General features: G+C 67.7%; 12 protein-coding genes and 1 tRNA gene. 10 read left to right on the forward strand and 3 right to left on the reverse strand.

What is annotated here, in order from left to right:
• Nucleotides 1-73 precede the first annotated feature (73 nt).
• The 4 genes from sphst_RS17445 to sphst_RS17460 are packed head-to-tail and all read left to right on the forward strand — an operon-like array spanning nt 74 to nt 3,860.
• The gene (locus sphst_RS17445) at nt 74-1,099 is read left to right on the forward strand and encodes a sulfate ABC transporter substrate-binding protein (protein ID WP_031395574.1); all 1,026 of its coding nucleotides are present in this window, start codon (nt 74-76) and stop codon (nt 1,097-1,099) included.
• A 30-nt stretch (nt 1,100-1,129) separates the two neighbouring features.
• Entirely contained in the window at nt 1,130-1,996 is an 867-nt protein-coding gene (gene cysT, locus sphst_RS17450) for a sulfate ABC transporter permease subunit CysT (RefSeq protein WP_107045891.1), read from the forward strand.
• Nucleotides 1,993-2,832 (forward strand): sulfate ABC transporter permease subunit CysW, encoded by an 840-nt coding sequence (cysW, locus tag sphst_RS17455; protein WP_031395573.1) that lies wholly within the window; start codon nt 1,993-1,995, stop codon nt 2,830-2,832. Before cysT ends, cysW begins: the two co-directional genes overlap by 4 nt.
• Nucleotides 2,829-3,860, forward strand: a complete 1,032-nt coding sequence (locus sphst_RS17460; RefSeq protein ID WP_031395572.1) for a sulfate/molybdate ABC transporter ATP-binding protein — start codon at nt 2,829-2,831, stop codon at nt 3,858-3,860. The genes cysW and sphst_RS17460 overlap by 4 nt, the downstream gene beginning before the upstream one ends.
• A gap of 53 nt (nt 3,861-3,913) precedes the next feature.
• Here sphst_RS17460 and sphst_RS17465 read toward each other — a convergent pair.
• Nucleotides 3,914-3,998: transfer RNA gene (locus tag sphst_RS17465), tRNA-Leu, on the reverse strand.
• A 155-nt stretch (nt 3,999-4,153) separates the two neighbouring features.
• Complete coding sequence (locus sphst_RS17470; protein WP_107045892.1) at nt 4,154-7,222, reverse strand: TonB-dependent receptor domain-containing protein; 3,069 nt, start codon at nt 7,220-7,222, stop codon at nt 4,154-4,156.
• 203 nt (nt 7,223-7,425) lie between these two features.
• On the opposite strand from sphst_RS17470, the gene sphst_RS17475 reads away from it, so the two are divergent.
• The 6 genes from sphst_RS17475 (at nt 7,426) to nagE (ending at nt 15,781) form a co-directional block, all read left to right on the forward strand.
• Nucleotides 7,426-8,439 (forward strand): N(4)-(beta-N-acetylglucosaminyl)-L-asparaginase, encoded by a 1,014-nt coding sequence (locus sphst_RS17475; RefSeq protein WP_031395570.1) that lies wholly within the window; start codon nt 7,426-7,428, stop codon nt 8,437-8,439.
• A 4-nt stretch (nt 8,440-8,443) separates the two neighbouring features.
• Nucleotides 8,444-9,211 carry a copper homeostasis protein CutC gene (locus tag sphst_RS17480; RefSeq protein ID WP_043157898.1) on the forward strand — a complete coding sequence of 256 codons (768 nt, stop codon included), beginning with the start codon at nt 8,444-8,446 and terminating at the stop codon, nt 9,209-9,211.
• A gap of 85 nt (nt 9,212-9,296) precedes the next feature.
• Nucleotides 9,297-10,367, forward strand: a complete 1,071-nt coding sequence (locus tag sphst_RS17485) for an SIS domain-containing protein (protein WP_107045893.1) — start codon at nt 9,297-9,299, stop codon at nt 10,365-10,367.
• Nucleotides 10,364-11,506 (forward strand): N-acetylglucosamine-6-phosphate deacetylase, encoded by a 1,143-nt coding sequence (nagA, locus tag sphst_RS17490; protein ID WP_031395462.1) that lies wholly within the window; start codon nt 10,364-10,366, stop codon nt 11,504-11,506. Before sphst_RS17485 ends, nagA begins: the two co-directional genes overlap by 4 nt.
• 43 nt (nt 11,507-11,549) lie before the next feature.
• Nucleotides 11,550-14,051, forward strand: coding sequence for a phosphoenolpyruvate--protein phosphotransferase (gene ptsP, locus sphst_RS17495; RefSeq protein ID WP_107045894.1), 2,502 nt, complete (start codon nt 11,550-11,552; stop codon nt 14,049-14,051).
• Nucleotides 14,048-15,781 carry an N-acetylglucosamine-specific PTS transporter subunit IIBC gene (nagE, locus tag sphst_RS17500; RefSeq protein WP_107045895.1) on the forward strand — a complete coding sequence of 578 codons (1,734 nt, stop codon included), beginning with the start codon at nt 14,048-14,050 and terminating at the stop codon, nt 15,779-15,781. Before ptsP ends, nagE begins: the two co-directional genes overlap by 4 nt.
• 61 nt (nt 15,782-15,842) lie before the next feature.
• Here nagE and galA read toward each other — a convergent pair whose 3' ends face one another.
• Entirely contained in the window at nt 15,843-18,764 is a 2,922-nt protein-coding gene (gene galA, locus sphst_RS17505) for a beta-galactosidase GalA (RefSeq protein WP_107045896.1), read from the reverse strand.
• Nucleotides 18,765-18,773 lie beyond the last annotated feature (9 nt).

An 18,773-nucleotide genomic window follows, 5' to 3' on the forward strand; every position in this document is an offset into this window, starting at 1 on the left:
GGCATGGCCAAGCTTTGCGGCTATTCCCCACCACTACCGACGCGATAGGGATTACGCGAACCGGAGGGACTGGATGAGACTGAACCGCACGCATATCGGCCTGGCGCTTGCTGCGATCGTCGCGGGCTGCTCGTCGCCCTCAAGCACGGGCAAGGACGGATCGGTCGAGTTGCTCAACGTCAGCTACGATCCGACCCGCGAACTCTACAAGGCGGTGAACACCGCGTTCGCGGCCAAGTGGAAGCAGGACACCGGCCAGACGGTGCGGTTCAACATGAGCCATGGCGGATCGGGCAAGCAGTCGCGCGCGGTGATCGACGGCCTGGGCGCCGACGTCGTCACGCTGGCGCTCGCCTATGACGTCGATGCGATCGCCGAGCGTGCGAAGCTGCTCCCCGCCAATTGGGAAACGCGGCTGCCCGACAACAGCGCGCCCTATACGTCGACGATCGTGTTCCTGGTCCGCAAGGGCAATCCCAAGCAGATTCGCGACTGGAGCGATCTGGTCAAACCCGGCGTCCAGGTGATCACGCCCAACCCGAAGACCAGCGGCGGCGCACGCTGGAACTTCCTCGCGGCCTGGGCCTATGGGAAAACGGCCGGGGGCGGGTCCGACGCCGCCGCGCAGGCCTATGTCTCGCAGCTCTACGGCCATGTCCCGGTCCTCGATTCGGGCGCACGCGGCGCCACCACCACCTTCGTCGAGCGCGGACTCGGCGACGTGCTGATCGCCTGGGAGAACGAGGCGTTCCTGTCCGAAAAGGAACTCGGCTCCGGCAAGTTCGACATCGTCGTGCCGTCGATCTCGGTGCTCGCCGAACCGTCGGTCGCGGTCGTCGATGCCAATGCCAAGGCGCACGGTACCGAAAAGGTCGCTGAGGCCTATCTCCGGTTCCTCTACACGCCCGAGGGCCAGGACATCGTCGCCAAGAACTATTATCGCCCTCGCGATCCTGCGGTGCTCGCGCGCTATGCGACGCTGTTCCCGAAGATCGAGATGCGCACCATCCGCGATTTCGGTGGGTGGAAGGTCGCGCAGGCCCGTTTCTTTGCAGACGGCGGCGTGTTCGACCGGATCTATTCGGGTCCGAAGCGCTGATCGGGAATGCGATCGTCCGGATCCCCACCAATGGCTGACGACGCGCGCCTCGGCGCCAGGCCCGGCCGCGCTCGCCGCGCGCGACGGTCGGTCATTCCCGGGTTCGGGCTGACGATGGGGCTGACGATCGTCTGGCTATGCCTGATCGTGCTCATCCCGCTGTCGACGATCTTCCTGCGCGCGGCGGGGCTTGGCTGGGACGGGTTCGTCGCAGTCGGTCTCTCGGCGCGCGCGCTGTCGGCCTACAAGCTCAGCTTCGGCACCGCGCTGCTCGCTGCGTCGGTCAATGCGGTATTCGGCCTGCTGATCGCCTGGATCCTCGCGCGCTACGAATTTCCGGGCAAGAAGTTCGTCGACGCCGCGGTCGACCTGCCCTTTGCACTGCCGACCGCGGTCGCGGGCATCGCGCTGGTGTCGCTCTATGCCGAAAACGGCTGGATCGGGTCGCTGTTGGCACCGCTTGGCATCCGCGTCGCCTACACCCCGCTCGGCGTCGTCGTCGCGCTCATCTTCATCGGCCTGCCGTTCATCGTGCGCTCGGTCCAGCCCGTGCTCGCCGACCTCGGCGCCGATGTCGAGGAAGCCGCCGCGACGCTTGGGGCAACACGGTGGCAGACGTTCAGCCGGGTGATCCTGCCCGCCATCGCACCCGCGCTTCTAACCGGCTTCGCGCTCGCCTTTGCACGCGGCGTCGGCGAATATGGCTCGGTCATCTTCATCGCGGGCAACATGCCGTACAAGTCGGAGATCGCCCCGTTGCTGATCGTCACCCAGCTCGAACAGTTCGACTATCCCGGCGCGACCGCGATCGCGTGCGTCATGCTAGTCGCCTCCTTCTCGATGCTGCTGCTGGTCAATCTGCTCCAGGCGTGGCGTGCGAAGCGGAGCGCGAAATGACCCGCGCTGCGTCCAGCGAAAGCCCCGTCGCCCGGCGGATCCTGATCGGCGTCGGTCTCCTCTTCCTCGCACTCTTCCTCGCGCTGCCGCTCGTCGTCGTGTTCGTCCAAGCCTTTGCCAAGGGCTGGCCGATGTTCGTCGACGCGATCGGCCAGCCCGATGCGCGTGCGGCGATCCGGCTCACCCTGCTGGTCGCGGCGATCTCGGTGCCGCTCAATTGCGTGTTCGGCGTTGTCGCGTCCTGGGCGATCACCAAGTTCGACTTTCGCGGCAAGAGTCTGCTCATCTCGCTCATCGACCTGCCCTTCTCGGTGTCGCCCGTCGTCGCCGGCCTCATCTTCGTGCTGATGTTCGGCGCTCAGGGCTGGTTCGGGCCGTGGCTGATCGCGCACAACTGGAAGGTCATCTTCGCCGTGCCCGGCATCGTCCTTGCCACCGTGTTCGTCACCTTCCCGTTCGTCGCGCGCGAGATCATCCCGCTGATGGCCGAGCAGGGCCGCGACGACGAGGAGGCCGCGGTGTCGCTCGGCGCGTCGGGGTGGCAGACCTTCTGGCACGTCACCCTGCCCAATATCCGCTGGGGCCTGCTCTACGGCGTGCTGCTCTGCAACGCGCGCGCGATGGGGGAGTTCGGCGCGGTCTCGGTGGTTTCGGGTCATATCCGCGGCCTGACCAACACCATGCCGCTCCACGTCGAGATCCTGTACAACGAATATGACTTCGTCGGCGCGTTTGCCGTGGCATCGCTGCTCGCGTCGCTCGCGCTCGTCACGCTCGTGCTGAAGAGCCTGCTCGAATGGCGGTTCGGCTATCATCAGGCAAGGAGTGCGCATTGAGTATCGTCATCGACGCCGTATCCAAACGGTTCGGCCAGTTCGCCGCGCTGAACGACGTCAGCGTCGAAGCGCGTCCCGGCGAGTTCCTCGCGCTGCTGGGACCGTCAGGCTCGGGCAAGACGACGCTGCTTCGCATGATCGCGGGGCTCGATTTCCCCGATAGCGGCCGTGTCCTGTTTGACGGCGCCGACATGACCGGGACGCCCGCTGCCGAACGCCAGATCGGCTTCGTGTTCCAGAACTACGCGCTGTTCCGTCACATGACGGTCGCCGACAACATCGCGTTCGGCCTGACCGTGCGTGCACGCCGCGATCGTCCGGCCAAGGCAGACATCCGCGCGCGCGTTGCAGAGCTGCTCGACCTGATCCAGCTGCCCGATCTGGGCCATCGCTATCCAGCACAACTTTCCGGGGGACAGCGCCAGCGTGTCGCGCTGGCGCGGGCGCTCGCGGTCGAGCCCCGCCTGCTGCTGCTCGACGAACCCTTTGGCGCGCTCGATGCCAAGGTCCGCAAGGACCTGCGCCGCTGGCTGCGCGAACTGCACGACCGGCTTGGCCTGACCTCGGTGTTCGTCACGCATGATCAGGAGGAGGCGCTCGAGCTTGCCGACCGCGTCGTCATCATGAACCGCGGTGTCATCGAACAGATCGGGACCCCGCGCGAAGTCTATGACATGCCCGCCACGCCGTTCGTCTCCGAATTCGTCGGCGAGACCAACCGCATCCCGGTGACGGTCGCCGATGGCCGCGTCCTGCATCACGGACAGGCGCTCGACGTTTCTCCGAAGGCGCTCGCCAACGGACCGGCCGAACTGCATTTCCGCCCGCACGAGGCGCTATTGGGGGATGACGCTCCCGGTGCGCTGCCGATCGTCGTCGGCGCCGTGCACAAGCGGGGTGGTACGTGGCGCGTCGAGGCGCGTGTCGACGACGTCGCCGTCGAGATCGACACGAGCGGTCCCTTGCCCGAGCGTGGCGCTCGTGCGGGGCTTCGCTTCGACGATGTTCAGATTTTTCCGGCTTCGTAGCCGTGGAGCCGGGCCGACTGGTTTCGGTCGCCCGGCCTCTTAAACAGTAAAGGTGGTGCGGGTGGCCGGGGTCGAACCGGCACTCCTTTCGGAACAGGATTTTGAGTCCAGCGCGTCTACCAATTCCACCACACCCGCACGGCCACCCTGCAGGCTTCAAGCCCCGGGCAGCGGCGGTTTCGCTAGACCATGCGATCCACGCCCGCAAGCAGGAACCCGCCTCTCCATCGCCGAACGCGCGCATAAAAAAAGGCCCGCCGTTTCCGGCGGGCCTTGAGGTGGGGGGTACGGGATCAGAACCGGACGGTAGCACCAACCGCCAGATTGCGACCAAGCGAGTCGTAGCGCTGCGGGATGGTGTTGGTCCGTGCCAGCGCGACATTGTAGGAATCGGGGACGATCGGCGCGCTCTTGTCGAGCAGGTTGTTCGCGATCAGGCGCAGCGAGAACGCCTTGTCGATGGCGAAGTTGAGCGCGAGATCGAAATAGCTTTTCGGCGAGACGCGGAAATAGCTGGTCCGCTCGCGCTCGGGCGTGCCGCCGATCGCCGGATCACCCGAATTGTCCGCATTCGTCAGCGAACCGACATAGCGCCAGTTGAACGACGCGCTGAACCCCTTGTCGACCGTCGTATAGGTCGCGCGCAGGCCGTGCGACCATTTCGGGATCAGCTGACCGCAGCCATTGCCGTAATAGCCTGCGCAGTTGCGGGTCGGCTGGACCGGCGAGTCCTGCCCGCCGGCAAAGGTCGTCAGCGAGCCGTTGAAGTTCCAGTCGATCTTGCCGACGCTGGCAAGATCGAGCGTGTACTGCGCTTGGAAGTCATAGCCGCGGGCGATCGACTTGTAGAAGTTGGTCGTGCCCTGGCGGATGAAGCCGGTCGTCGGGTTGCTGGCCGCGTTCGAGTAGAGCGTGCCGGTGCCGGGATTGCGGACGATGCCCTGACAGAAGAACGCGTCGCCGTTCGAACGCTGACAGCCATCGGTGTAATAGCTGAAGTCGTTATAGCCGAGCGAGTCGTCGATCTTGATCTTGTAGCGATCGACCGAGAAGACCAGCCCGGGCACGAAGCGCGGCTTCACGATCAGGCCATAGGTCTGGGTATAGGCCGTTTCGGGATCGGCTTCGAAACCGCCCGAGCGAACCGTACATCCGGTCGCTCCCGTCGATGCATCCCCCGGACAGATCAGCGTCGGGCTGCCGTACAGCGCGTCGGACAGGCCGGTCGCGCGGCAGACCTCGCGCGAGGCGACCGGCGTGCCATAGGTCACGCCGCCAGCGGCGTTGGTCGTCACGGTCGGTGCGCAGAAATCGTTGAACGTGCCCGATCCGCCACGGGCGAAATCGACATTGGTCGCTTGCCGGATCTCGGTCACGGTCGGCGCGCGCTGTGCCTTGTTGAACGAGGCACGGAACGTCAGGTCGCTGACCGGGGCGTAGATGCCCTCGATCTTCCACGTGTTGAAGCTGCTCGAATTGCTGCTGTACTTCGAAACGCGATAGCCACCATTGGCCTGCAGCAGTTCCGCGAACGGCTTGTGCTCGATCAGCGGCGCCTGGACCTCGATATTGGCCTCCCAGACGTCCTGCTTGAGATAGGTGTCATTGCCACCAAGCCCGGCGCGGTAGACGCTGTCGGCGGTCGATTTCAGCGTATCCTTGCGATATTCCGTGCCGAGCGCGATTGCGACGCCCTGCTCGGCGAACGGCGAGGTGACGCCGTACTTGCCGAGATCGCCGGTGATGTTCGCCTGCACGTCATACAGCGTACCGATCGTGGTCGACGTGCCGCGGTCGTAGAGATAGTCGATCAGCGCCGGATTGGTGTTGCCCGCGCTGAACGCGTCGAACGGCACGCAGGCGGCGTCGGTGGTCCCTGCGCAGGTCGGTGCCGCGAGCGTCCCGCCGACGTTCAGCGAATTCCGCAGATTGGCCGCGTTGACGAAGCTCGGCGTGTAGTCCTGCTTGTTGCGCGCATAGACGCCGCCGATGTCATAGGTCCATGCATCGCCAGCCTTGCCGCGCAGGCCGCCGGTCAGGCGCAGACCGGTGTTCAGATAGCTGTCCGGCTGGTCATTGCCCTCGCCGAGGCGATAGCGGATGTCGATCGGCGCAAACGCCGCGGTACCCGCTGCCGCACCGCAGATCGTGCTGGCCTGCGAAGCCGACAGGAACGGATTGTTGCAGTTCACCTGGACGTTGCCGCCCGCGATCGCCGGGTAGTTGTTGTACGACTTGTCGCGGAACCAGATGCCCGATGCATAGACTTCGGCGTCCGGCGCGACGTCGAGGCTGACGAAGCCACCCGCATTCACGCGCTCGGACGGGCGCTGATAGGCATAGTTGCTGAAATAGTTCGACGCATTGCCCGCGCCGGTGCCGAACGGCACGAAGGTGCGCGTGCCATTGGGGTTGTTGACATACTGCCCCGTCGCGACGCCCTTGCTGTCGAGCGGCGAAATCAGGCCGCTCGTCGAGCTGCTCGGCGTCAGGCCGCACGAGATCGGCGCGTTGAGGCTCGTCTGCGTGAGGTAGCAGCCGGAGTTCGACCGCTCGGACAGCAGGACCTCGTCGGTATGCTTGTAGTTGACGAAGCCGTTGATCCGCAGCGCACCGTCGAAGAACTTCTTGCCCGCGGTCAGCGTGACGTCGGCACGGCCGCCATCGTTGGTCAGGCCGCGCGGGCTGTTGAAGCCGGCTGCGCGTGCCAGCGACGAGACGACCGTGTCCTTGTTGTTGTGGTTGTAGAAATTATAGTTGCCGTCGAGCTGGATGCCTTCGAAATCCTTTTTCAGGACGAAGTTGACGACGCCGGCCACCGCATCGGACCCGTAGACCGACGACGCACCACCGGTCAGGACGTCGACGCGCTCGAGCAACGACGGCGGGATGATGCCCACGTCCTGCCCGTTCTGCGTGCCGAGGCGCTTGCCGTCGATCAGCACAAGCGTCCGCTCGAACCCGAGGCTGCGCAGCTTGATCCGCTGCCGGCCGTCCGAATCATTATAGGTCTGCTGGCTGTCGGGCGCGACCTGCGGGAGGCGGTTGAGCACGTCCTCGACATTGACCGCAGCCTGGGCGCGGATGTCCTGCGACGTGACCGAGGTGATCGGTGCGGCGGAGGTCATGTTCGGACGCTGGATGCGCGATCCGGTCACGACGATGTCGCCTCCGCCAGCGCGGTCTTCGGCGGGCGGCGCGTCGACGGCGCTGGTCGCGGTCGCCGCATCCGCCTCGACCTTGGCCTCCGCGGGCGTGGTAGCCTCGGCCTGTGCCGGCGTGACCTGTCCAATCGCCGGGGTCGCGGACACCATCAGTGCCCCCGCAAGCGCCACATAAGACGCCGAATTACGCACGTTCATACTAAAAACCCTTGTTTGGGCCAGCGTTGTCGCCTGCCCCCGTCTCCTTCGTAAGGTTTTGGTCATAATCGGGTCTCAGTCAATATCTTAGTAAGACCACTGTGTAACGTTTCGGACCGGATGTTGTAAAATGGCCATACGACTGGTCGACTGCCGTGACTTGCGATACGACTGGGCGCCAGGGTGACAACAGGGGGCTGCTGATGAAGACGAGACGATCGTTGCTGACCGCGTTTGGTGGTATTGGAGCGGCCCTGCCCTTTGTTGCGCCGATCGCCCGCGCGCGCGCCGCAACCGGCGCCCCTGCGCCTGCGCTGATCGTGTCGACCTGGGATTTCGGTGCTGCAGCCAATGCCGCAGCCTTTGCCCGCAGGAGCGCCGGCGGATCGCTGATCGATTCGGTCGAGGCCGGCGCGATGGTCCCCGAAGCCGATCCGGACAATCACAGCGTCGGCTATTCGGGCTATCCCGACCGCGACGGCCATGTCACGCTCGATGCGGTCATCATGGATGATGCGGGCGGCGTCGGCGCAGTCGCAGCGCTCGAGAACACGATGCACGCGATCTCCGTCGCGCGGCGGGTGATGGAGCGGACACCGCACACCATGCTCGTCGGCGAAGGCGCGACGCGGTTCGCGCGTGACCAGGGCTTTAAGCAACAGTCGTTGCTGACGCCCGAGGCGGAAAAGGCGTGGCGCGACTGGCTGAAGACCGCGGATTATCGCCCCGAAGCCAATAGCGAGAACCGCATCACACGGACGCCCGGTGGCGCGCTCGACCATGACACGATCGGCCTGCTGATGCGCGACCCGACGGGGCGGATGGCCGGCGCCTGCACCACATCGGGCATGGCGTTCAAGATGCGCGGCCGGGTCGGCGATTCGCCGCAGGTCGGATCGGGACTCTATGTCGAGGCAGGCGTCGGCGGCGCGACCTCGACCGGGCTGGGCGAGGAGGTCACGCGTGTCGCAGGGTCGGCGCGCGTCGTCGCATCGATGCGCGCGGGCGCGTCACCGCAACAAGCCTGCGAAGAGGTGGTCCGCCATATCGCGCGGCTGCGCGGCGACGCGATACGCGGCGTGCAGGTCGGCTTCCTCGCGCTCGATACGAAGGGCGCGGTCGGAGCCTTCTGCCTGCTGCCGGGCTTTACCTACGCCGTCACCGACGCGCGCGGCGGCACCACGGTGCTGAAGGCGCGCAGCTTGTTCGCGAGCTGACCGCATGATGCGCGACGCCATGACGCTCGAAGTCTGTGTCGAGGATCTCGACGGCATCGATGCCGCGGTGGAGGGCGGCGCCGACCGGATCGAGCTGTGCGCCGCGCTCGCGGTCGGTGGCTTGACGCCGCCTGCGTCGCTGATCCGCGCGGCGGCGCAGGCGCCCCTCCCCGCGCACCTGCTCGTACGCCCGCGTGAGGGCGGCTTCGCCTACACCCCGCGTGAGATCGCGTTGATCGCCGACGATATCGTCACCGCTGCGCACGCCGGTCTCGCGGGCATCGTGATCGGAGCAACCCTGGCCGACCACCGGCTCGATGCGACAACCTTGGCCATGCTGATCGCGCACGCACGGACGCTCGGCAGCGAACGCGGCAGACCGCTGTCGCTGACGCTGCACCGCGCCTTCGACGTGTGTTCCGATCTTGGCACCGCCCTCGACACCGCGATCGAACTCGGCTTCGACCGGGTCCTCACTTCGGGTGGGACGCCCAGGGCAATCGACGGGGTCGAGGCAGTGGCCGACCTGCATCGCCAAGCCGCCGGACGCATCATCATCCTCGCGGGCAGCGGCGTGTCCCCGCAATCACTGCCTGCACTGCTGCGCACCGGCATCACCGAAGTCCACGCGTCGTGCCGTCAGCCGATCGCCGGCGGTGCCGACCCGGTGGACGTGCGATTCGGTTTCGCCGCGCCGAACCGCACCGCGACCAGTACGGACCGCATCCGCCAGCTGTCGCATATGCTTACGCAGAAACACACGCTTGAATAAGACCAATCTATAACTTACGCTTGGCATAATCCAACGACGAAGGCCGCCATACGGTCACCGTGCAAGATCCTGAGAGCGAGCTGTCATGACCAACGCCCCCCCCGCCCCCTTGGCGGCACGCGACCCGGAAGCCACGCTGATGTTCAGCGAAGCGGCGGAATCGGGTGCCGCGGTTGCCCGGCTGCTCGCGGCCAATGCCGAAGCCTTTGCGACGCTCGGCGCGAAGCTGCGGGCCGCACCGCCCGCGGTGGTCGTGACCTGCGCCCGCGGATCGTCCGATCACGCTGCGGTTTACGGCAAATACCTGATCTGGACGAAGACCGGCATCCCGGTCGCGGCCGCCGCCCCCTCGGTCGTGTCGTTGTACGACGCAGAGCTTTCCGCGCAGACGACGCTTTGCATCGCCATCTCGCAAAGCGGCCGCAGCCCCGATCTGCTCGCAACCGTCGCTTCGATGAAAGCGGGCGGCGCGCATGTCGTCGCGCTGGTCAATGACGAGACGTCGCCGCTCGCCGCTGCCGCCGACACGCTGATCGCGCTCAAGGCCGGTCCCGAGCGCTCGGTCGCTGCGACCAAATCCTATATCTGCGCGCTCGCGGCACTGGCGGCACTCACCGCGGAATGGGCCGACGACGATGCGTTGCGCGGCGCGGTGGCGGCACTTCCCGCCGATCTGGAGCGCGCCTGGGCGCTCGACTGGTCTAGCGCGATCGAGCCGTTGCGCACTGCTACCAACCTCTTCGTCATCGCGCGCGGCCCGGGCTTCGGCATCGCCAATGAGGCGGCGCTGAAGATGAAGGAAACCTGCGCGCTTCACGCCGAAAGCTTCAGCTCGGCCGAGGTGCGCCACGGCCCGATGCAGCTCGTCGAGGACGGTTTTCCCCTGCTCGCGCTCGCGACCTCCGACGCGGCCGGCGACGGCGTGCGCGACGCCGCGGCCGAGTTTGCGGGGCGCGGCGCCTGCGTCCTGCTGGCCGATGCCGCACGCGACGCGCAGGCCGGCGACGCGACGCTGCCCGCGCTCACCGCGCATCCGGCGATTGAGCCGGTCCTGATGGTCCAGAGCTTCTACAAGCTCGTCAACGCCCTTTCCGTGGCGCGCGGGTTCGATCCCGACGCGCCCTCGCATCTTGCCAAGGTCACGCGCACGCTATGACGACTTTCCGGTTTTCCAACGGCCATATCGTCACGCCGGCCGCTGTCCTCACCGACGCGACGCTGGTCGTCGAAGACGGCCGGATCGTCAGCCTCGACGCAGCGCCCGCTACGGGCACGGCCGTGGAGACGATCGACCTCGACGGGGGCTGGATCATGCCCGGCTTCGTCGACACGCAGGTCAATGGCGGCGGCGGCGTGCTGTTCAACGATGCCACCACGGTCGAGGGGATCGCCGCCATCGGTGCGGCGCATGCCCGCTACGGCACGACTGCCTTCATGGTCACGCTGATCAGCGACACACCCGACGTGATCGCGCGCGCGCTCGATGCGGTTGACGCCGCGATCGACGCCGGCGTGCCGGGCGTGGTCGGCATTCATGTCGAGGGTCCGGTCATCAGTGCGGTCCGCAAGGGCATTCATGATGCGTCGCGCTTCCAAGATCTCGACGACGATCTGATGGAATTGATGACGCGTCCCCGTCGCGGCCGAGTCATGCTGACGCTCGCGCCCGAACGCGTCACCGCCGATCAGGTCGCCGCGCTCACCGCCGCCGGAGTGCTGGTCAGCATCGGTCACAGCGATGCGAGCTATGCAACCGCCGCCGCGGGCATCGCTGCGGGCATCACCGGCGTCACCCATCTGTTCAACGCGATGTCGCCGCTGATCCACCGCGCGCCCGGCGTGGTCGGCGCAGCGCTCGACGACCAGTCGGTCTATTGCGGGATCATCGTCGACGGCTTTCACGTCGATGACGCCGCGTTGCGGATCGCATTGCGCAGCCGCCCGCATGACCGGTTCATGCTCGTCTCGGACGCGATGCCCTGTGTCGGCGCGGCGGACAAGTCCTTCACGATCCAGGGGCGGCCGATCCATGTCGAAGATGGCCGCTGCGTCGGCGCGGACGGCACGCTGGCGGGGTCGGACCTCGACATGACCGGTGCAGTCCGCAATGCGGTCGCACGGCTCGACCTCGCGCCCGAAGTCGCCGCCGCGATGGCATCGACCTATCCGGCTGCGTTTCTAGGCCTGTCGGACACGCGCGGGGCGCTTGCCCCCGGGCAGCGCGCCGACTGGGTGCGGCTGACGCACGATCTCCACCCCCTGGGCACCTGGTTCGGCGGCGTTCCGTCCGCCTGACCGCGCCCCGCTTTACCCCCCTTACGGCACCAAGGACGATCCCATGGCTCCCATCCTCCTGAGCGCGCCGATGCGAGGTTGGGCGCTGCCCATCGACCAGGTCCCCGACGCGGTCTTCGCCGACCGCATGCTGGGGGACGGCGTCGCGATCGATCCGACCGGCGACGGGCTCTACGCGCCCTGTGACGCGACCGTGCTGACGCTGCTCGACAGCGGCCATGCGATCACGTTGCGCACCGCGGAAGGCGCGGAGATCCTGATCCATATCGGGCTCGATACCGTCGCGCTCGGTGGTCGGGGCTTCTCGCCCTGCGTCGCGGTCGGCGACAGGGTGGTCATGGGTGCGCCGCTGATCCGCTTCGATCTCGACCTGCTCGTCCGCGAGGCACGTGCCGTCGTCACGCCGATCATCGTCGTCAATCCCGACCGGTTCGCCATCACGCAGTGCACGACCGACCGGCAGGTCGCGCTCGGCGACCCGCTGATGACGATCGAACCGATTGCCGACATCCGGCCCGACGCCGCCGCAGGAGGCGCGGACGCGGGCGACATCCTGACGCGGACGATCACCGTGCCGCTCGCACACGGGATCCACGCGCGCCCCGCCGCGCGGCTCGGGGCGCTCGCGAAACGCTATACCGCGGACGTCACGGTCACGCGCGATGCGAACACGTCCAGCATCCTCAGCCCGATCGGGCTGCTCGCGCTCGGGGTGCGGTACAACGACCCGATCACGCTGGGTGCGAGGGGCCCCGACGCCGCCGACGCGCTCGACGCGATTGCCGCGCTGATCCTCAGCGGCATGGACGAGGCCGCTCCGGCACCCGCCCCGGCCCCGGCAGCAGCCAGCCCGGTGCGTGCGGCGATCGACGGCGCACTGCTCGGCGTGACCGCTGCACCGGGCCTCGCGGTCGGCAAGGCGCGCTGGTTCCGTCATGCCGAGATCGCGGTTCCCGAACAGGGCCAGGGCATCGCCGTCGAGAATGAGCGGTTCGCGAGCGCGATCACGACGCTCGCCGCGCGGCTTGCCGAGCAGACCCGCCACAGCGCGGGCGCGCAGAAGGCGATCGTCGAGGCGCATGCGGCGATGCTCGACGATCCCGTGCTCCGCGACGGGACGCAGTCGCAGATCGCCGCGGGCAGGAGCGCGGGCCACGCCTGGCGCGCCACGATCCGTCCGCTTGCCGACGCGATGCGTGCCGGCTCCGATGCACGGCTCGCCGAGCGCGCGGACGACATGCTCGACCTCGAACGCCAGCTGTTGGCGGTCCTCGAAGGCGTTGAGACGACCGTCCCGGTCTTTCCGCCTGAGACGATCCTGCTCGCCGACGACCTGCTGCCATCGGACATTCTCGCGCTCGACCGCGCGACGGTGATCGGCCTGTGCGTCGCGCGCGGTGGGCCGACGTCGCATGTCGCCATCCTCGCCGCGACGATCGGCCTGCCCGCTCTGGTCGCGATCGGCCCCGCGCTTGCCCCGCTGGCGGACGGCACGCCCGTCATCCTCGAGGCGAGCGAAGGGCTCATGCGCGTCGATCCCGATGGGGACACGCTTGTTGCCGCGCAGGTCCGGCTCGCCCAAGCCGAGATGCGCCGCGCCGACATGCTCGCGCGCGCCGGCGAACTCTGCCGCATGGCCGACGGGACGCGGATCGAGGCGTTCGCCAATCTCGGATCGATCGGCGATGCCCGTCTCGCGCGCGACAACGGTGCGGAGGGCTCCGGCCTTCTCCGCACCGAATTCCTGTTCCTCGAACGCGAGTCCGCGCCGAGCGTCGCTGAACAGACCGCCGACTATCAGGCGATCGCCGACGCGCTCGACGGTCGGCCGTTGATCGTCCGGCTGCTCGATATCGGCGGCGACAAGCCCGCGCCCTATCTGCCGATGGATGCCGAGGAAAATCCAGCGCTGGGCCTGCGCGGCATCCGCGTCGGGCTCGCCTATCCGCAGATGCTCGAGGATCAGGTCCGCGCGATCCTGTCAGTCCGTCCCACGGGTCAGTGCCGGATCATGGTGCCGATGATCGCCAGCCTCGACGAGCTGCGCGCAGTCCGTGCCGCGGTCGACCGGATTGCCGCCGAGCTCGATCTGCCAGATCGCGTCCCGGTCGGCGTCATGATCGAGACCCCCGCCGCGGCGGTGACCGCGGACCTGATCGCCAGCGAGGCGGACTTCCTGTCGGTCGGCACCAATGATCTGACCCAATATACGCTGGCGATGGACCGCGGCAATCCGGCGGTCGCGCCGGGTATCGACGGGCTCCACCCCGCCGTCCTCCGCCTCATCGCGCAGACCTGCAAGGGTGGCGCGGTCCATGGGCGCTGGACCGGCGTCTGCGGGGGGCTGGCCTCCGAACCGCTTGCCGTGCCGATCCTGATCGGCCTCGGCGTCACCGAACTCTCCTGCGCGCCAGCGATCATTCCGGAGATCAAGGCGCTGGTCGCCACGCTCGGCATGGAGGCCTGCCGCGCGCACGCGACCGCGTGCCTCGCCTGCACCTCCGCCGCCCAAGTTCGAACGCTTGCCCGGGAGTTTGCCGCATGAAGTCGATACTCGAAGCCCTGCAGCCGCTCGGCCGTGCGCTCATGCTGCCGATCGCGGTGCTGCCGATCGCCGGCCTGTTGCTGCGGCTCGGCCAGCCCGACCTGCTCGACATCGCGTTCCTGAGCGCGGCCGGGGACGCGATCTTCTCGCATCTCGGGCTGTTGTTCGCGATCGGCGTCGCGACCGGCTTCGCACGCGACGGCAATGGGGCGGCCTGTCTCGCGGGTGTCGTGTGCTTCCTCGTCGCGACCGAAGCGGGCAAGGTGTTCCTCGCCGTCCCCGCCGACGTCGTCGCGGGGATAGCGACTCCGACGCTTGAGATTGTCGCCGCAGCCTGGAAGGCCAAGGCGATCGCGCGGCTCGACGTGCCGATCGGGATCCTGTCCGGGCTCGCCGGCGGGCTGCTCTACAACCGGTACTCGGCGATCAAATTGCCGGAATATCTCGCCTTTTTCGGCGGGCGTCGGTTCGTTCCGATCGTCAGTGGGGTCGCAGGGCTCGTCTTTGCGGTGATCTTCGGAGCGGGCTTCGGTATCCTGAACGCGGGCGTCGATCAGCTTAGCCTGGCGGTCAGCGGCAGCGGTGCGATCGGCCTGTTCCTGTTCGGCCTGTTCAACCGGCTGTTGCTCGTCACCGGGCTGCATCATCTGGTCAACAACATCGTCTGGTTCGTCGCGGGCGATTATCACGGTACGACCGGCGATCTGCGGCGCTTCTTCGCGGGCGATCCGGATGCCGGCGCGTTCATGGCGGGGTTCTTCCCGGTCATGATGTTCGGCCTGCCCGCCGCGTGTCTCGCCATGTACCACGCCGCGCTTCCCGAACGGCGCAAGGCGGTCGGCGGCATGTTGTTCAGCCTGGCGCTGACCTCCGCGCTGACCGGCGTGACCGAGCCGATCGAGTTCAGCTTCATGTTCCTCGCACCGCTGCTCTATGCGGTCCATGCGGTGCTGACCGGGCTGTCGATGGCGTTGATGAACGCGCTGGGCGTGAAGCTCGGCTTCGGCTTCTCGGCGGGGCTGCTCGACTATGTCCTCAACTATGGCAAGGCGACGCGGCCGCTGCTGCTGCTCCCCGTCGGTGCGGTTTATTTCGCGCTCTATTACGGGCTGTTCCGCTTCTTCATCCGCAAGTTCGACCTCGCCACCCCAGGCCGGGAAGCAGAGGCCAGCGTTGCGGCTGCCGCACCGGTAGCAGGCGGTCGTGGCGCGGCATTTGCACAGGCGCTTGGCGGCGGCGCGAACCTGACCACGGTCAGCGCCTGCACCACGCGGCTGCGTCTGATCGTCGTCGATCAGTCCGCGGTCGACGACGCGGCTCTCAAGGCGCTCGGTGCACGTGGTATCCTGCGCCCGTCAAACGCCGCGTTGCAGGTCGTGCTTGGCCCGATTGCGGATGTGGTCGCGGTCGAGATCCGCGATGCGCTCGCCTTGGGCGGTCCTGCAATTGTCGCCAGCGCTGCGCCCGCCGCGACTGCCGCACCCGTTCCAGACACCACCGCGGTGCGGCTGTCGGACGCGGCCTTTGCCGCACTTGGGGGCGAGGGCAATATCGTCGCTGCGAGCCGCCACCCCGGTCGGGTGCGGATCGAACTGGCCGACGCTGCGGCGATCGACGAACCGCGGCTTGCACGGCTCGGGCTCCGCGCCACCGCACGCCCCGCTGCCGGTCAGTTGCACCTGCTCGGGACCGATGCGACGCTCGCGACGCTGATCCGCACGCCCGCCTGAGGCCCACTCCGCCCGTCCCTGCGGCATCGGCCGGGGGACGGGCGGCACGGCACCGCCCCTGTTATCGTGCGCGCGGCTCGAGCGTCACGCCGCCGACGAGCCCGGACGCGCCGCCCGGCGCCGCCTCGACCAGCACCGCGATCGTTCGCCCGCCGCCGCCCGGCGGCACCGCCGCCTCCAACGGTCCGACCGATGCGGCGTCCTTGACCGCGGCCCGCGTGCCGTCGACCCATAGCTCCGCACGCCCGGCAATCCCGGCGAAGCGGATCACGCCCCCCTCCTGCGCAACCCGCCGCCACGGCGTGACCGTCGTGCGATAGATGCGCCAGCGGCCCGCACGATCCGGGTCGACCGGCGTCCCGCTGCGCACGAACGCCCAGCTGTTATTGTCGCCATCGACCGGCGCTAACGCAGGATCGGGCCGCGTCGCCATCGCTGGCGAACGCCGCCACTCGCGGATCGCCATCGCAGCTAGCGTCACGGCAACCTGCGCAGGCGCTGCGAGACCCGCGCGATCGATCGTCAGCCGCGCCGGCTTGAGGCCCCGCGCGGTCGCGGTCATCACGATCCGCCCCCGCCCCTCGCCCGCCTGGACGATGACCTGCGCAAGGCCGTTGAACAGCGATCGGGCATTGCCCTTCTCGCTCTCATGGCTGTTCGGATCGCCATTGCCGATCCCGATGATCGCCGCCCCCTCGACCGCGAACCGCGTCGGCAGGTTGGCGGTCGGCACATGGCGTCCTGCCGCATCGAGCGCATCGATCGTCACCGGCTGCGCATCCTCGCCATCACCCGCCATCACCGTCCGCGCCGGCGTCAGCCGCAGCGCGACCGGCGGACCGGCGGTCTCATGCGCCGCGCGCGCCACCGGCGAACCGCCGCGCCGCGCGATCACCTCGATCCGCCCGGGGGCATAGGGCACGACGAATTCATTCCCCATGATCCGGTCGACCGCCGCCTCGCCGACGACCCGGCCGTTCAGCCGGACCTCGACGCGCTCGGCATTGCTCATCACCAGCAGCGTGACCGGCTGTCCGTCCCGCCCCGGCCAGGTCCAGTGCGGGGTGATGCTCACCACCGGCGCGGCATCGACCCAGTGCGCGCGGTGGATGTCGAACGCGGTCTTGGGAAAACCGCACAGGTCGAGGATCCCGAAGAAGCTCGAGATCGTCGGCCATTCATGCGGGGTTGGCTCACCATGATAATCGAACCCCGTCCACACGAAGCCACCCGCGACGAACGGCCGCTCGGCAATCTTCTTCCAGGTGCCGCGATGCGTGTCCCCCCAGCTTGCCGCCTCGACGTCATAGGACGACTGGACATGCCGCGCCGGGTCGCTGGCAAAGGTCCCACGCGTCTCATAGGCGCTCGTATCCTCCGAGCTCGTGATCGGCTTGGTCGGGTTGAGCTGGTGAAAGCGATCATAATCGCCCTGATAATAGTTGAACCCCGTGACATCGATTTCGCTCGAGACGTTGACGGGATCGAAAAAGGCGCCGTTCATCGCCGCGGTCACCGGGCGGCTGTCGTCGAGCGCATGCGTCGCATGGACCATCCGGCGGAGCATTTCGACGCCGGCCTCTGTCCCCTGCATCGGCTCCTCGTTGAACACCGACCACAGAATCACGCTTGGATGGTTGCGATCGCGCCGCACCATCCATTCGAGTTGCGCCATATAGTCGGGCGCGGGGTTGAACTGGCGGTTCTCGTCCATCACGATCAACCCCATCTCATCGCACAGGTCGAGCAACTCGGCCGCCGGGGCATTGTGCGAACAGCGGATCGCGTTGCAGCCCATCGCCTTCAGCCGCTCGAGCCGCCAGCGGACCAGCGCGTCGGGGATCGCGGTCCCGACACCCGCATGATCCTGATGCAGGCACACGCCCTTCAGCTTCACCGGCTGAGCGTTCAGGAAGAAGCCCCTGTCCGCATCGAAGCGGATCGTCCGGAACCCCACGCGTGTCCGCCGCTCGTCAATGACGCTGCCGTCGCGCATCACGCGCGTCAGAACGGTATAAAGCGTCGGGGTCTCGATCGACCACAAGCGGGGCGCCGTCACCGGCATCGTCAGCGTCGCCACCACCGGATCGAGCGGCGCGACGCTCGCCGCCGCGCGCGCCGTTGTGACCGGCTTGCCGTCCGGGTCGAGCAGGATCGTCTCGATCGTCACGCCGACCGCAGCGCGGGCGATGCTGCCGATCGTTACCGCGACCGGCACATGCCAGCCCCCCGTCCCGTCGCGTCGCGGATCGCAGTGCACGCCGTCGGTGACGATCGCGACCGGCGCACGCCGGATCAGCCAGACGTGGCGGTACAGGCCGGCGCCTTCATACCACCAGCCTTCCATCGCGGTCGCGTCGACGCGCACGACGATCATGTTCAGATCGTCGCCGAACCGGGCGAACGGGGTCAGGTCGATCTCGACGCTGTTATAGGCGGACCAGTTGTGCGCGACGACGCTGCCATTGACCCAGATCGTCGCGTTGCTCGCGATCCCGTCGAACCGCAGCGCGATCGTCTTGCCGCGATCGTCCGCCTCCAGCCGCAGCGTCCGCCGGTACCAGCCGATCCCGCGCCGGCGATAGCCCTGCGAGATATTCGCATCGCGCTCGAACGGCTGCGCGGACGCCCAGTCATGCGGCAACCGGACCGGCGTCCAGTCCGAATCGTCGAACGCCATCGCCGCGGCGCCGAGCGCATTGCCCGCCTTCACGCTCAGATAGGTCGCATTATGCCCTTCGGGCGCGGGCGTCGCGACATCGCCTTCATGAAACACCCAGCCGCGTTCGATCCGGGTGCAGGACGGGTCCTGAACATGCATCGCAGGCGGCAGAGTCCGCGACGGCGCGGGCATCGGCAACCCGCCGGCCTCGCCTGCCTGCCGGCCTGGGCCAGCCCCGGCAGCGGCAAAGGCGTCGGTCGGGCGGACGACGACGCCGACACCGGTGCCCGCCGTGCCGATGAGGAGCTGGCGTCGGTTCATAGCAGTCTT

It is taken from the genome of Sphingomonas sp. STIS6.2, assembly GCF_000732685.2.
In the GTDB taxonomy this organism is placed as follows: domain Bacteria; phylum Pseudomonadota; class Alphaproteobacteria; order Sphingomonadales; family Sphingomonadaceae; genus Sphingomonas; species Sphingomonas aerolata.

Coding starts and splice junctions, on each gene's coding strand:
- sphst_RS17445 (WP_031395574.1), top strand. CDS start 74: ATGAGACTGAACCGCACGCATATCGGCCTGGCGCTTGCTGCGATCGTC.
- cysT (WP_107045891.1), top strand. CDS start 1,130: ATGGCTGACGACGCGCGCCTCGGCGCCAGGCCCGGCCGCGCTCGCCGC.
- cysW (WP_031395573.1), top strand. CDS start 1,993: ATGACCCGCGCTGCGTCCAGCGAAAGCCCCGTCGCCCGGCGGATCCTG.
- sphst_RS17470 (WP_107045892.1), bottom strand. CDS start 7,222: ATGAACGTGCGTAATTCGGCGTCTTATGTGGCGCTTGCGGGGGCACTG.
- sphst_RS17475 (WP_031395570.1), top strand. CDS start 7,426: ATGAAGACGAGACGATCGTTGCTGACCGCGTTTGGTGGTATTGGAGCG.
- sphst_RS17480 (WP_043157898.1), top strand. CDS start 8,444: ATGATGCGCGACGCCATGACGCTCGAAGTCTGTGTCGAGGATCTCGAC.
- sphst_RS17485 (WP_107045893.1), top strand. CDS start 9,297: ATGACCAACGCCCCCCCCGCCCCCTTGGCGGCACGCGACCCGGAAGCC.
- nagA (WP_031395462.1), top strand. CDS start 10,364: ATGACGACTTTCCGGTTTTCCAACGGCCATATCGTCACGCCGGCCGCT.
- ptsP (WP_107045894.1), top strand. CDS start 11,550: ATGGCTCCCATCCTCCTGAGCGCGCCGATGCGAGGTTGGGCGCTGCCC.
- nagE (WP_107045895.1), top strand. CDS start 14,048: ATGAAGTCGATACTCGAAGCCCTGCAGCCGCTCGGCCGTGCGCTCATG.
- galA (WP_107045896.1), bottom strand. CDS start 18,764: ATGAACCGACGCCAGCTCCTCATCGGCACGGCGGGCACCGGTGTCGGC.